The following is a 13650-nucleotide window of genomic DNA, read 5'->3' on the forward strand; positions in this document are numbered from 1 at the left end:
TCGCGGGTGATACCGCCGCGACCGACCCGGTCAGGTGATGCGGACGTAGCTGCCCGACGCGTTGATCGATGGAGCCCAGCCCGAGAGCCCGGCATTGGTCGCGGTTTCCACGGTGATGACCGAACCCTCGACCACATCACCAGTCACCGTGGCGAGCAACACACCCGACGTGCCGGTCACCGTGGGACCTTCGACCACCGAAACACCGTCGACCAGCAACCGGATCTTCTGAACGAGCGAACCCCCGGTACTCGTCCCACCGGAGAACACGAGATTGGCGGTGATGGTCGCCGCGACCTTGTCCGCCGACACCCGCAACCCCTCGCCGACCACCGTGGAACCCGGATAGGCGCTGTCGGCGACCCAGCCCGGCACAACCCACCACGGATTCGCGGTCGTGCCGATCTGCATCGTGTACGCGCCGTTCTTGTTCATAGAGGTGGGAAAAAACGGTGCCCCGCCACCGACGATCACGAAGGGCATCAGGACGTCACCCCTCGCAGGCTCGCCTGCAGACCGCGACCGGCCGGACTGTCGGCAGTCGTGATGTGCACGGTGATCCGGTCACCCGCGTCGAACACCCACGAACCGGTCAGGGTGGTATCGGCCGCATGAGCGGCGGCGGCGATCGTCGCCGAGGTGAGCGCCACGGCGGTGCCGTTCCGCCGCAGCTCGACGATGAGGTTTCCGGTGCCCGCGGTCTCACCTCGATAGGTGAGGGAGGTGACGGTGACCTTCCGTTCCAGACGCAGGCCTTCGGGCATCACATTGCCCGCGCCCGCGGCACGGATGCCGTTGTGCGACTTGAAGGCGATGTCGTAGATCTGGCCGAGTGCGGTCGGGGTCCTGGCATCGCTGAGACGGGCATCGGTCGTGGCGACCGCCTCGAGAGCGGTGCGGGCGGCGACGGCGTCGACGGCGGTCAGCACCGCACGACCGACGGTGGTCGAGTCGGCGATCTGATTGGCCGGATGGGTGTGCGAGATCGGGGTCCGGGCGTTGGACAGGCGGGGGTCGTCGCCGGCGACGGCGGTGGTCGCCGTCGATCCGATGGTCGGCGGGAAGGTCGCCGGTTTGCCGGTGATCGCGGCCCAGTCGCTGGACCCGGCCGGACCGCGGATGACGATACCCTGGCCGTTGGGCAGCCAGCCGCCGTCGGCGGCGTGGTAGACGTAGAGCAGGTTGTCGGCGGCCACCACGTAGTGTGCGCCTTCGGGCGGTGTCGCGGGCAGCGCGGAGTAGGTCGCCACCCGGCCGTCGATCCGGATACCTTCACCTCGGGGCCCGACCACCACAGCATTGCCCGGTGAGGCCGGGACCGGGGAGGCCAGGGTGAGATCGACGAGACCGGAGGAGCCGGTGTCGGGATTCTGCGGGTCCGGGCCGGGGAGATACTCCGGGACCTGAAAACTGAACGGCTGCAACGGCACCGGGTCGCCGTCATAGGAGAGGTCGAAGGTCACCCGCCAGGTCCAGTCGGCCGGGTTGGTGGCCGCGCTCGGCGCGACCAGGCGCACTCCGCGACCGCCGCGCCAGGTGAGGTAGCCGAACTCGTCCAGTGAGCATTCGTAGTGCCGGGGCAGCTGCACGTAGGTGGCGGGCGCGGGCACGGCGTCGGCGACGAGCACCTTCGGCGTCTCTGCGGTGAAGGTGACCGTGCCGGTGAGCGGGGGGAATTCGGGAAGGTCGCCGATGTCGGGGCCGTCGCTGATGTTGGCGAGGAAACGCCCGACGACCTTTCCGTATTTCAATGGGGGCAGATCGGCCATGGATCGATGCCTTTCGGAGTGGGCAGCCGAGGGACGGCTGGGGTGGGAACGCTGCCGCTACACCGGCTGGGCGTAGACGATGAGCTGCGCGCCGTTGGTCGAGACGCTGAATTTCGAGGTGCCGACACGGCGGACGACGACATAGAGGGTGGTCGTCTGATTCGCCGGGATCACTCCCACGGCGGAGCCGGGCGAGAGCGCGTACTCGAACTTCGGGGAGATCGGGATGCGGGTGAGGTTGTTGGCGCCGAGGGTGTAGCCGTAGCCCACCGGATCTCCGTCGATGTCGCCGACACGCACCTCGACATCGCAGTGCGAGGCGTTGAGCTGGCTGACGTGCGTCTGCACGATCAGGCCGCCCTCCACTCGTGGACGCCACGGCGCCGGCTGCGCCGGGATGGTGAGGGTGGCGACCACGCGGCGGTCGTCGGAGATATTGGTGCCACCGGTGAACTGGCTGCTCGCGATGGCCCACGGACCGGCAGGCGCGGGGTTGGGCACGGGCCGGAATTTCTCCAGTGCCGCGTCCCAGGACAGGATGTAGTCCTGGCCGAGCGGATGATCCTCGTCGACGAGGACGTCACTGGCATCCTGGATGCGTCCGGCGCCGCCGGGTGGGCCCGCGTCGCCGGTCTCCCCTCTCGGGAACGTGATCTGCAATTGCTGATGCGGCGCGGTTCCGGTGATCTGCGCGGTCGCATTCGAGCCGTGCGGCCCGGCGACACCGGTTCCGGTCAGCGTCGTGGCTGAGCCTCTGCGCCCGGGTGCGCCGAAGGCATCGGCGAAGGCGATGAATTCCAGGCCGGTCCAGTAATAGACGCGGTTCTCCGAGACGACTCGCCACGCTTTGCGCGCGTCGGCAGTCGTCGGGGCGAGCGCCAGCAGGGCCGGGACATCGGCGACATCGCCCTGCCACACCCACGGCCACGCCGGATCGCCGTCCGGGCCCGCCGGACCGGGGAGCCCTTCGCGGATCTCCACCAGCGCCTGGCGATCCACCACTTCCATGGGATTGACCGTGAACGGCAGCCCGACCGAGTCGGACACACCGCGCATAGTGATCATGATGTCGTCGTCGTAGACGATATTCGGGTCGTCGGTCATGATGCCGCCACTGGTTGCGCCCAGCACACGACCTGTGCGCCGGACATGGTGTACGAGTAATTGGAACTGCCTTGGGCACGGCGCAGGACCACATAGAGGGTCACCGCCTGGCCTGCCGGGACGACGCCCACCGAGCTGCTCGGATCAGTGATCGAGGCGCCGAAGAACGGGCGCAGCGGGGTGCTGACGGTGATACCGAACGGCCAGCCGGTGCCGAGGGCGACGATCTGGCCGGAGTTCGATCCGATCCGCAACTCGGTGTCGACGCGGGTGGCGTAACTGGTGGAACTCTCCTGCGTGCGCACGACCACTCCGCCGGAAACCAGCGGACGCCACGCGACATCCTGTGCGGGAATGTCGAGGCGGGCGATGGTGTTCGGTGAGGTGGAGACGTTCGTCTGGGAAGCCGAGAAGCCCGCTCCCCCGTTCCACGCCGATGTTTCGACGATCGACCACGGCCCGCGCAGACCCGGGTCGGGACGAGGAGTCCACTTGCCGGTGGTCTCGTTCCATACGGGTACCGAACCGTCGGCGTGGACACCATCGGCGTAGTCGGCGGCGTTCCGGATCGGGCCGGGCGGCCCGGCTTCGCCGGCGATCCCCTTCACACCTCGCGGAACGGTGAGGTTCACCGTCACGTTCGGCGCTGTCCCGATGACCGTGACCTGCAACGGGCTGCCCACGGGCCCGGTGTCGACGACACCGATCGACACCGAAGACGGCTCGCCGTCGGGGCCCATGGCACCGAACGCGTCGGCGAAGGAATCGAAAGTCGATCCGTTCCAATACATCAGCGTGTTGTTGGCCAGCACGCGCCATGCTTTGCCCGCGTGCGCCTGGGTCAGCCGGGGCGCGAGCGCGTTCAAGGCGCTCTCGTCGGCGATGTCGCCTTCCCATCGGAACGAGTGCGCCGTGGGCCCCTGCGGACCGACGGCGCCGGGCGGACCGGTCATGAGTTCGAGGGCGCCGTCGCGCGGCGTCGCGTGCAGTGCTTGCACTACGCCGGACGCGCTGGAGCCCTCATCGATGCCGCGAATAATGGTGGAATCGAAATATTCCCCTACCGTGGACATTTCACTTCCTTGCTCGGGTGGGTGTGGCATAGACGACCAGGGACGCGCCTGCGCGCTGATAGCCGATCTCGCCGGTGCTGGTGCTGCTCGCGTTGAGCCGGTCGACCGTGACCACCAGATTCACGGGTTGACCGGCTGGGACGGTCGCGTACTTCGCGACGGGCGACAGTGATTTGGTGGCGTCGGCGTCGCTGTAGGCGGGCACGAACGGAGTCATCAGGTAGCCGCCGCCGGTGATGCCCGTCCGAGCCATCGCGACGATCTGTCCTTCGGAATGCATGAGCCGCACGGTGACTCGATAGAACTGCTGGCCGGAGTCCTGGCAGTAGACCGACAGGTGGCCGTATACGGTGGGGCGCCACTCGAACGGCATGACCGGCACTGTGAAGGTCCCCGCCACCAGCTGTGCGGCCGCACCGGCTTGGTCGGCCGCGAAGTCGGTGTCGTACCAGGCCCATGGACCGCGTCCGATCGGAGCGGCCAGCGCCTGGAACTTGCGGGAACCGCGCTGATAGCCGAACACGCCGCCATCGGACGGCCCTACCGTGGTGTCGAAATCGGGGGCCGTCCCGATGGTGCCCGACGCGCCCGGGGGGCCTTTCGGACCCCGCAGCCCGGCCGGGACGGTGACCGCGAGCGTCTGAGCGGCACCGGATCCGGTGACCACCACGGCGGGGTTGGTCAGCGCGGGCTCGTGCACCGTGCGGACGTCGGTGAACGCGATCGGATCGGCGGCGGGACCGGCCGGGCCGACCGCGTTCGGCGAATGCTGCCAGCCGGCGCCGGTCCAGAGGTCCATTCCGTCGTCGTCGAGGCGATGCCACCACTTGCCGCGGTCATCGGGTCCGAGACCGGAGGGGCGCGCGGCGGCGTCGGCGATCTCCCCCATCTTGTGGAAGGTCGTGCGTGGTAGTCCGCGACGCCCTGCCGGTCCGGTGAGTCCTTGGGGCAGCGAAAGTTCCGCGACCGTGGGGGTCACCGCGACCTCGGCGGTCAGGACGGGCAGTCCGTCTGCGTCGGGATCGGCGCGGAGAGTGAGGTGTGCGGGAAAGATGGTGTCTGCCATTGTTTTCTCCTCGCGGGACAAAGGTCAGAAGATGAGCAGGTCGAGATCGGCGCCGACATCGGTGGCGAGATCCTTGATCGCGGACGCGACCCGGCCCAGCCGCTGCCATGCCTTGACCACCGCGTCCTCCTCGTCGGAGCCGTCGCCGACGGTGATCTGCCAGGTGGCCGGAGTCTCCCGGTCGTCGGTGAAGGTCAGCTCCGTCACGTAGTCGGTGAAGATGAGCTGCCCCATGGCGAAGCCGATCTGGTCGCCGAGCCCGAAGTCCCGGCCGAGCAGGTAGGGGGCGTTGTCTTCCACGGTGACCCGATGACTGGTGTAGCCGCGGGTGAGGTGCAGGCCCTGGCGGGCCGCGACGAAGCCGTCGAGTGTGAAGGCCTTGTCGCTGCCGGTGATGTACAGCTCCCGGAACGCGTACGGGCCGCTGCGCTCGACACGCTCCAGGTCCCGGTAGACGTTCCAGGCCAGGAACACGTCGTTGAGCTGGCCCCGGTACAGCCAGTCCATGCCGATCAGCGACAACAGCCCTTTGATCGCTATCTCGATGCCCGCGTTGACCCAGCCCGGTGACCGGCCGCCGATGATGACGTCGGTCGCCGTTGGCTTGTGCAGGGCCACCTCGGATCGCCCGATGCCGGAGTACTCGCCTTCGAAGTACCACACCCACGGCAAGTTCTTGAAGGTGCCGAACTTGCCGTAATTCCCGTACACCGCTTCGTATTCGGTGGTCGATTCGAAGTTCGGATAGCGGATCGGTGTGGTGCCGTCTTCGGCGAACTCTTCCAGCCAGGACTTGATGCCATCGAGCAAGGTGCCCGTCGGGCCGGTCACACCCGACTTGTCGACCGTTTCCAGTACGACGGTTGGCCGCTCCAGATAGAACCACTCCGGTGCGGGCTGCTCGTCTTCCTCGGGGAGGAAGAACCGGGCCGTCAGCATGACACCGGAATCCTCGAGCATCGGCACGAACAACTTGTCGGCCATGTCGAAACGTGCCGAGGCCGCGCTCCAGCGACTGGTGTCGGTGCGTGGGTCGACGGGGACCACTGCGATCGGGAACAACGGATTGCCCGCACCCGCCCAGCCGGGGTTGTCCGCGGTTCCCGGCGGCGCCCAGCCCGGCGCCTGCAGGCGCAGGAGATTCGCGGTGAGATAAGTGGTCACCAGGGTGCGGACCGGACCGAACTGGATCATGTGCCGGGGGAACTGCGCCAGGATCGGCGCGAACGGTGAAGCCCAGCAGCAGATGGTGGAGATGTGGTTCCAGGCGTGGATCGCCTCGATGTCCACGGTCTCGACGCCGTTCTCGTCACGGACCAGCGCGGCTTTGGTGATGTAGCCGTCCCACCGGAAGCCTCGGGTATTCACCGTGATCGGGATGGTGGCGTCGGCCCCGTCCTCGTTGTTGAACAGGTGATCGAAGTGCACCATGTCGCGGGGGCAGATCATCTTGAGCCCGCCCGCCGCGTTGCGCGGATAGGTGAACTCGAGCGACAGATAGCTGTGCTCCTCCCCCACCTCACGCATGAACTTGTCCCAATAGCGCACCAGCACATCGGAATTGCGGGCTTGTTCCCGCTCGATCCGGTAGACGTCGTCCATGTGACGCGCCTGCGCGTGCGGATCCCAGGTCGGTTCGCTCATCAGAACGGCCTCGACGATCGCGGGGTGACGGACACGATCAGGCTCGACTCGGTGGTGCCGCCGTCCACGGTGACGGTGATGTCGGTCGAACTCCACGGCGGGAGCGCCGCCAGCCAGTGTCTGCCCGCCAGCTGCGCCCACACATTGCGGCCACGCGGATTCTCGGCGCTGTAGACAGTGGCGGTGCGGCGCCTCGGATGGGTGTCGATTCGGAGGGTCTCGCCCGCACTCAACACAGGTGTCTGCACCAGACGCGGTTGTTCACCGCCGACGGGATCCTGGATCCTCCAGCGTCCGGGCCCGTTCATGGTGTAGCGCGGCCAGGCGGGCTGGTCGGCGGCATTGCGCGCCCGCACAACGCCTTCACCGAGGCCGGCGATATCGGTCCACACCGAGGTTTCCTCGAAGTGATGTTCCAGCGGGTCCATGGCCGTCGCGGACATCTTGTAGAGGGCGAACGCGTTGCGCGCCGGATCGATGTCACCCATCGGTTCCGGCGCGGCGTCGAGTTGCGCTTGCTGGAAACGCCACCCTTGATGCCGGGTGAAATAGCCTACGGTGACCGGTTTGTCGGTGGACCAGCCGCGGAACCAGGCGTCGTGGACGGCGAGGAAATCGCGCACCGGGTCGGCGGCGGGACGGTGCGTGGTAGCCGAGATCACCACCAGGAAGTCCCATTCCTTCTTCGAGCGGACCGACCGCTGGAAGGTCGCGCCGTCCTGACGGGCGCCCTCGGACACCAGGAGCTGCACCGGCGCGAACATGAATCCGGCCTGTTTCGACAGCCGCACCCCTTCCCGCCCGGCATTGGCGCCCGACAGATGCCACACTCGCCCGTTGACATCCCACACGACCACTTTCGTGTCGTGCGCATTCGATAACTGGTGGGTCATCGACCGAGCCCTCCTCCGCGTTGCTGCGCCAGCGTCCGGCGCCGATTGACCCGCTCCACCGCGATAGCGGCGCTCTTGGGGTCCATGCCGTTGAAGTTGTAGATGTCCTGGCGGACTGTCCGGCCGCCCGGACCTTCGGCGAGATCGGTGAGTCCGAAACCGGTTCCGATCACCTCTTTCGCCGACTGGGCGGCATATTCGATCGGCTGGGTGACCAGGCTGGACAGCGTCGATGCGGCCATCGAGCCGATCGCGCTGCCGATCGCGGGCGCCAGCGGCGCCGCCGGGCCGAGGAAGCCGGCCAACGCGGTTCCCGCCGCGGAGCCGAGCATGCTGCCCGCCGTCGACGCGGCTCCACTGATCGCTCCGGTCAGGCCGCCGACGAGTCCCCGCTGCCGCATACCCTGCACAGCGCCTGTCACGGCGGCGAAACCGATCTGCTGTTCGACCGAGGGATTTTGACGCAACGCCTCCTGCTGGTCCGGCCGGAAGTCGATACCCAGCAGGTTGCCGACACCCATCGCCAAGGTCGGCGCCCACTGCCCCTCGGGGTCGAGCGACGCGACAGCGCCGAACAAGTCACCGATATCGCGACCCGCGTTCTCCCCGATCCCGAAATCGACGCCGAGCTTGGCACCGGCGACCTGGGCGAAGTCCGCGACGCTGCCGGTGACGGGATCGTACGGCCGCATCGCCTGCTCGAGGCTCTTCGCCTGCGGCACCGCCGTACCCAGTGCTTTCGGCGCGTCCGTGCGCAGCGCCGACAGCATGGACTGCACGGTGCCGCCTTCACGGACCGAAAGCGCGGGCGTCAGCCGGCCACTGGGCAGCAGATATTGGAGGGGAATGCCGTCCGAGCCGCCCACCGGGATTCCCGGCAACGTGCCGCCCGCGCCGACCTGCGGAGCGACCGAGCCGGTTTCGCTCGAAGCGACCGCTCCCCCGTCCACGGTCGGGGCACCGGTGCCGGGGCCTGTCACAGGGTCGACCGGCGTGGTGCCGGTCATGGTCATCGAAGCGCGCAGGCTGCCGCCGAATTTCGATCCGATCATGGCGCCGAGCTGGGCGCCGATCTCCGGTGCGAGCGCACCCGACGGCCCGAGGGCCGGGCCGATCGCCGAGCCCAGCGCCGAACCCACTCTCGCGCCGGCGTCCGCGGCAACGCTTTCGATTCCCTGCCCGAGCGCTTCGGCGAGCCGGGCCATCTGGCCCGTGCCATCATCCGTGCCCGCCGAATTGCCGGACAAGAGACCGGTGAGGCCGGGAAGCATCGCAGCACGGGGAATCGTGGACGCCCCCTGCGGGGTGATATGGAGAAAAGCGGCGAGCGGATTCGGCGCCCCGCCCGGAAGATCACGCTTTTCGAAGGTCTGAGTGGGATCTGCCGAGGCGCCGCCCGACGCGGAGAACAATCTGCTCACCGCGCCACCGGGACCGAACGCGGGCGCGATCGCCGCGCCCAGGGCGGAACCGGCGCGCGCACCGGCGTTCAGCGCACCGTCGGCGATGACGCCGAAAGCATCACCGACCATGCCGAACAGGCCGAAGTCCGCACCCGTGACCGCACCCGGCCCGACCGGCTTCACGAGGTTGCGAGCCAGCAGATCGCGCCACACGCCGTTGTTGCCCGCCGAATCGACCAGTCCACCGGCGGCGAAGCCCGGCAGCATGCGCGCCAGGTACGCCGGCGAGGGTACCCAGCCCGCGTTGATCGCATCGAGCAGCGGCAGCGCTCTCGAGGTGGCCGCGGCATTGACGACGTACTCGCCGTCGGACAGCCGAGCCAGGATCGAATCATCGCGCGGGCCACCGGGACCCGACACCATGCCGCCGGATGCCCGGCGGATCGGTGTGCGGTCGGCGAGGCCCGAATCGGTGACGGCCTCGTCGCGTTCGCCTTCCGGCTGCCCCGCCCGGTACGGATTCTGGAAGGTGGTACGCGCACTCATCCGCAGAACCCGAGTGCTGGTGCGTGCCTGCTCTCCGCCACCGCCGGAGGCGACCCAGTCGGCGAAGATCCTCGGCATCACGCCCAGAACACCCTGGAACGCGCGCGCCAAGGCATCCATCCGCACCGGCGAGCCGGCCGACTCGGGTGAGTCACCCGAGTCGACGAACAGCGGATCGTCGTCGGGGAAGGTGATGGTGGAGGTTCCGGCGATCCGCCCGCCCTCCCACACCGCACCGCTGGGCAGGGTGAGCTTCTTGCCCGGAGGCAGGGCACCCGCATTGGTCATCGCGAGAATGTCCGGCATCCCCATCACCGGGTGACGCCGCGCCGGCCGAGAGGCGGCGGGTCCGCGCGCCGGAGACGGACCGGAGCCGCCGGGTTTCCGCACTACGGAGCTCATGTGTATCTCCTCAAATTGACATCTACTTTCTCGGCCGCTGCCCTGGCCTCGGCGCCTGTTACCGACCCCAGTCCAGGAAGGTGTTCATCTGGTCGATGGCGGTAGCGGTGCCGACACGTTCGCGGTCGGTCTTCTTGCCTGGCCGTGCGATGGGCTCGGGCCGATGTCTGCCTTGCTGGGCATCGGGGGTCTTGGACCACACCAGCCAGCGCAGGGACTCGGTCATATCGGCCAGCAGGTGCTGGGTGAGTCGCCAGCGGCTGGCTTCCGGATCCATCGACCGCAGCAGGGCCGATTCGGCGGGCAGCCACCGGATGATGGCCTTGAGGTCACGCCAGCTCAGCACGTCGGTGCCGAGCTGGCGCAAACGCAGGCCGAGAGCTATCAGATCGAATTCGACAGCCTCGCCATGCTCTTCGAGAAGAGCATCGAGGCCTAGGATTCCCCCAGGTTGACTCCCGAATGGGCGCGCCAGGCCTCGAGCAGAGCGTGGTAGGCGTCAGGGTCCATATCATCCAGCGCGGCAAGCGATTCCGCGGGCAGCACCAGTTCGAGCAAGGTGTACATCGCGTCCACGTCACCGAGCCGGCGAATCCGGCGGATCAGGCCCGGCTTCAGGTACGACAGCGAGGGCAGGTGCACTTCGACACCGCCGACCTCGACCACGAAATCGTCCTTGACGGTGATCGGCTGGTTCAGCGTGACGGGGGCTTTGGGGGTAGTCATCGGTTTCGCAGACCCTTTCATGACAGTTGTTGTGCGCAGGCTCGGAAAACAGTGAAGGGCCCAGCGGCGGCAGGCGGGCCTGCGCATAGGTGAATTACCTGCCGCCACTGGGGGCTTTTATCAGGCGGCGAAGACGCCGTCGTCGAGGTAGCGGTAGGCCTTCACACCGGCGTCGTCCTTGAACGCCTCGACGGTGATGGTGAAGCCGGCCAGTTCGTTGGAGACGAACTTCTTCTCGGTGACCGAGGAGATCTGCGCGTTGGGCAGCACGATCCGCAGCTTCTTGTCCTCGTTCTTCATGTCGAAGATCCACGCCCGGCGCGGCAGCACCAGGCCGGTCTCCTCGACCTTGACCATGGTGCCGCTGGAAGCGGTGGCGGCGGTGACTTCGACGTTGTCGGGATGGAACACCTCGTTGAGCACGTCCGCGTCCCACACCGCGTAGAGGGTGAGGCCGAAGGCGACCGAATGCTCGGTCTGCAGCTTGGCGATGATGTCGGCGTTCCAGTCCTTGATGGTCTCGACCCGACGCTCACCGCGGGACTCGATACCGTCTTCGGAGACGTAGCCCAGCGGCTTGAAGGCCGCGATCGGGGCGATGGCGGCCGAGGTGGGCAGCGTGGTGCCCAGCGGGGCGACCAGAACGCCGCCGGTCACGGCGATGTTCGGCGTTCCGGCGCCGATGAACTTGCTGGAAGGCAGAGCCATTGTGATATCTCCCTTGGGATCAGTTGCGCAGGCCCCTTGGGATCGGATATTCAGTTGTGATTCCCGAATCGGGGAATCAGGCGGAGACTGCGCCCCGCACGATCAGGTCGGCGACGATCACCTGACGCGGTGCGTCGGTCGCCGGGTCGGTGTCGTTCTCGACGCCGACATCCTCGAGGTGGTCACACCACACAGCCCCGAGATAGCCGGGTGCCGCCGCCGACAGGATGGCGCGCACCCGGCTCGCCAGAGCCGCCGCGGTGCCGGCGTCGTCGGTGCACTCGATGACGACACGAGGCCTGTCCAGAATCAGGTGGGTGCCACGGCGCCCCTCCCTGTCCTCGACGTCCTCGCGCCGCTTGCGGTCGTTGCGCACGACACGCACCATGCGCACCGGCCGCGGATCGGGCACCCGCGTCACCACAGCGGCGGTATCGGAGAGCGCCGCGAGCTGGGTGGACAGGTACCCGACCAGAGTCTGTTCGATGTCCGGGAACACGATTCGTTCCATCGGAAACCTCTTTCCTGGTCAGTCGGCCCCGCGGGCCCGTTCGATCCGCTCACGCAGCTGATCGACGAGCCCCGCATAGGCTTCGGTCTTGGTCGGGGCCTCGAACACGAGCCCCCGGGGATGGACGGCGCACCACGCGCCGTCCTCGGTCTGAGTGACATCGATATCGTCGATGTCGTAGAAGGAGTCCGGATCAGGGTCGGGCCAACAGCCGTTCTCGTCCTTGCGCACGTGCAGGCCGGTGTCGAACGCGCCCGGCTGGCCGCCCGGGGTGGGTAGCCAACGGATCTCCTCCAGCTCCGCATGCACTCGAACACCGCGCTGCACAAGGTATTCGGCGACCCTGGTGGCCTGTTTGATACCGGTCACCGTCGCCTCGGCCGTGGTGCCCGCGCCCCGCTGCCAGGCCGGCAGGTGGATCACCGACAGTTCCTCGGCCAAGGCCTTCACCTGTGGGTCGAGCTCCTCGCCTGCGGCGGGCTCCGGGAGCCGGCCGGAGAGCATCTGCTCCATCAGGGCGAGGAACTCCGGCGTAACCAGCTGTCCTGTCTCACTTTTCGAGTAGGAGGACTGCGGCTGACCGACACCGAACTCTATCGAATCAATCACTTTTCGATCGGACATAAATGTCATCAACAACTTTCCGCGACCTCGGGCCGCAACTATTCGATCGTCCAAGCCGATGGCGTCTCAGAGTTGCGAAAACCCGACTACACTCGGATTCACAGATTTGCTGAGCCACCAAAAGTGGATCTACCGAGACGACGACACAGACGAGCCGAGGGTTTTGATATCACCCCACCCGTTCTGGATGATTTGGCGGGCGGACTACCTCTTCCCCCGCCTCTCGACACGGAGTCGTAGCTGAGTGATCTGCCGTTGGCGGCGCCATTTCCAATATAGAATCCACCAAGGCTGCTTGTGCAGCAAGCGCTCGAACGAACTGGGCGCGGGCAGCGGATCTATATTAGATCCCGATTCTGACCATATACCATGGCCGAACATCACATCTTTTGCCCAATAATCCTCTGACTTATGAAAAATAACATCGTCTCCGAAAAATTCCAAGCCCACGAATCGTTGGTTGATTCTAGCTACAGCCTCCGTTTCGGAGATTCCGAAAGTTCTACTCATTTCCGACGCGATCGCCGAAAAGAACTCCCTCCCCTCATCGTCGGTCCAAAAAGTGTAGCGATTCATCGCCGAGTCCTTCGTTTATGGCACCACGATATACAGCCGAGACGCCTGCACGATCTGGATATTGAACCCGATGCGGCACCTCTAGGAGAGTCCGGGGGCGAACTTTTCTTCTGCTGCCGCTAACATCCTGGGCAATCGGGGCGGCTGACTGCGCCGAAAATCTTCATAAACCAAATCCAGCGGAGAAAAGAAGCCTTCGGATACATCCCGCCCGCCAGCCACGAGTACATAGTTCAGCCCCCGGTCATCGACCAAGAGCCTCCATTCGGCACCGAACTCGACGATGAAGACCTGGGCCACGTATGCGGCCAACATAGTATGCAGATAAAGCCAATCCTCTTCGTCCATCGCAGAGAAATCCTGGCCGACCACGAATAGATCCAATTCGGTAAGCAATGACACTGGGTCATTGTCAATATCTGCATCGCCGATACCGGCGGCGCGAAGAAACTCCGCCAGTGCCGTGCGGCGCTGCAATTCCCACCTACCGAGCCGGCGGATAGCAGAATTCATGCATTCCCCTCGATTCGAGAAGTTGAGTCGGTAATCGGCGAAAGCAAACTCTACACGACCGGATTTGCATCACTTTATCCCCGATTCCACCT

General features: G+C 66.5%; 14 protein-coding genes. All 14 read right to left on the minus strand.

Features of this window, described 5'->3' with window-relative positions:
• Positions 1 to 30 precede the first annotated feature (30 nt).
• Positions 31 to 435: a hypothetical protein gene (locus tag ON26_RS29530; RefSeq protein ID WP_040801286.1), complete on the minus strand. Its 405-nt coding sequence runs from the start codon at positions 433 to 435 to the stop codon at positions 31 to 33.
• A gap of 47 nt (positions 436 to 482) precedes the next feature.
• On the minus strand, positions 483 to 1769 hold the full coding sequence (locus tag ON26_RS31930; RefSeq protein ID WP_051027882.1) for a hypothetical protein: 1287 nt from the start codon (positions 1767 to 1769) through the stop codon (positions 483 to 485).
• A gap of 57 nt (positions 1770 to 1826) precedes the next feature.
• Positions 1827 to 2873: a hypothetical protein gene (locus ON26_RS29540; RefSeq protein WP_157172069.1), complete on the minus strand. Its 1047-nt coding sequence runs from the start codon at positions 2871 to 2873 to the stop codon at positions 1827 to 1829.
• Positions 2870 to 3946, minus strand: coding sequence for a hypothetical protein (locus ON26_RS29545; protein WP_157172070.1), 1077 nt, complete (start codon positions 3944 to 3946; stop codon positions 2870 to 2872). Before ON26_RS29545 ends, ON26_RS29540 begins: the two co-directional genes overlap by 4 nt.
• A gap of 1 nt (position 3947) precedes the next feature.
• Positions 3948 to 5012, minus strand: coding sequence for a hypothetical protein (locus tag ON26_RS29550; protein WP_040801290.1), 1065 nt, complete (start codon positions 5010 to 5012; stop codon positions 3948 to 3950).
• Between the two features lie 24 nt (positions 5013 to 5036).
• A complete protein-coding gene (locus ON26_RS29555) occupies positions 5037 to 6656 on the minus strand; it encodes a Gp37-like protein (RefSeq protein ID WP_040801293.1) in 1620 nt (539 codons plus the stop codon).
• Positions 6656 to 7549 (minus strand): hypothetical protein, encoded by an 894-nt coding sequence (locus ON26_RS29560; protein ID WP_040801295.1) that lies wholly within the window; start codon positions 7547 to 7549, stop codon positions 6656 to 6658. Before ON26_RS29560 ends, ON26_RS29555 begins: the two co-directional genes overlap by 1 nt.
• On the minus strand, positions 7546 to 9786 hold the full coding sequence (locus tag ON26_RS29565; protein ID WP_157172071.1) for a hypothetical protein: 2241 nt from the start codon (positions 9784 to 9786) through the stop codon (positions 7546 to 7548). Before ON26_RS29565 ends, ON26_RS29560 begins: the two co-directional genes overlap by 4 nt.
• Positions 9787 to 9958: 172 nt before the next feature.
• Positions 9959 to 10267, minus strand: a complete 309-nt coding sequence (locus tag ON26_RS29570; RefSeq protein ID WP_040801299.1) for a DUF5361 domain-containing protein — start codon at positions 10265 to 10267, stop codon at positions 9959 to 9961.
• Between the two features lie 68 nt (positions 10268 to 10335).
• On the minus strand, positions 10336 to 10626 hold the full coding sequence (locus tag ON26_RS29575) for a hypothetical protein (RefSeq protein WP_040801302.1): 291 nt from the start codon (positions 10624 to 10626) through the stop codon (positions 10336 to 10338).
• A 120-nt stretch (positions 10627 to 10746) separates the two neighbouring features.
• Positions 10747 to 11334 (minus strand): phage tail tube protein, encoded by a 588-nt coding sequence (locus ON26_RS29580; RefSeq protein WP_051027884.1) that lies wholly within the window; start codon positions 11332 to 11334, stop codon positions 10747 to 10749.
• Between the two features lie 76 nt (positions 11335 to 11410).
• The gene (locus ON26_RS29585; protein WP_040801304.1) at positions 11411 to 11845 is read right to left on the minus strand and encodes a hypothetical protein; all 435 of its coding nucleotides are present in this window, start codon (positions 11843 to 11845) and stop codon (positions 11411 to 11413) included.
• Between the two features lie 18 nt (positions 11846 to 11863).
• Complete coding sequence (locus ON26_RS29590; protein WP_040801306.1) at positions 11864 to 12454, minus strand: hypothetical protein; 591 nt, start codon at positions 12452 to 12454, stop codon at positions 11864 to 11866.
• Positions 12455 to 13126: 672 nt separating this feature from the next.
• A complete protein-coding gene (locus ON26_RS29595; protein WP_040801307.1) occupies positions 13127 to 13558 on the minus strand; it encodes a hypothetical protein in 432 nt (143 codons plus the stop codon).
• Between the last annotated feature and the right edge of the window lie 92 nt (positions 13559 to 13650).

The organism is Nocardia higoensis NBRC 100133 (assembly GCF_000308595.1).
GTDB classification, from domain to species: Bacteria; Actinomycetota; Actinomycetes; order Mycobacteriales; family Mycobacteriaceae; genus Nocardia; species Nocardia higoensis.

What these genes read in the sequence shown, in the direction of transcription:
- ON26_RS29530 (WP_040801286.1), bottom strand. Translation starts at nt 435, where the DNA reads ATGAACAAGAACGGCGCGTACACGATGCAGATCGGCACGACCGCGAAT.
- ON26_RS31930 (WP_051027882.1), bottom strand. Translation starts at nt 1,769, where the DNA reads ATGGCCGATCTGCCCCCATTGAAATACGGAAAGGTCGTCGGGCGTTTC.
- ON26_RS29540 (WP_157172069.1), bottom strand. Translation starts at nt 2,873, where the DNA reads ATGACCGACGACCCGAATATCGTCTACGACGACGACATCATGATCACT.
- ON26_RS29545 (WP_157172070.1), bottom strand. Translation starts at nt 3,946, where the DNA reads ATGTCCACGGTAGGGGAATATTTCGATTCCACCATTATTCGCGGCATC.
- ON26_RS29550 (WP_040801290.1), bottom strand. Translation starts at nt 5,012, where the DNA reads ATGGCAGACACCATCTTTCCCGCACACCTCACTCTCCGCGCCGATCCC.
- ON26_RS29555 (WP_040801293.1), bottom strand. Translation starts at nt 6,656, where the DNA reads ATGAGCGAACCGACCTGGGATCCGCACGCGCAGGCGCGTCACATGGAC.
- ON26_RS29560 (WP_040801295.1), bottom strand. Translation starts at nt 7,549, where the DNA reads ATGACCCACCAGTTATCGAATGCGCACGACACGAAAGTGGTCGTGTGG.
- ON26_RS29565 (WP_157172071.1), bottom strand. Translation starts at nt 9,786, where the DNA reads ATGACCAATGCGGGTGCCCTGCCTCCGGGCAAGAAGCTCACCCTGCCC.
- ON26_RS29575 (WP_040801302.1), bottom strand. Translation starts at nt 10,626, where the DNA reads ATGACTACCCCCAAAGCCCCCGTCACGCTGAACCAGCCGATCACCGTC.
- ON26_RS29580 (WP_051027884.1), bottom strand. Translation starts at nt 11,334, where the DNA reads ATGGCTCTGCCTTCCAGCAAGTTCATCGGCGCCGGAACGCCGAACATC.
- ON26_RS29585 (WP_040801304.1), bottom strand. Translation starts at nt 11,845, where the DNA reads ATGGAACGAATCGTGTTCCCGGACATCGAACAGACTCTGGTCGGGTAC.
- ON26_RS29595 (WP_040801307.1), bottom strand. Translation starts at nt 13,558, where the DNA reads ATGAATTCTGCTATCCGCCGGCTCGGTAGGTGGGAATTGCAGCGCCGC.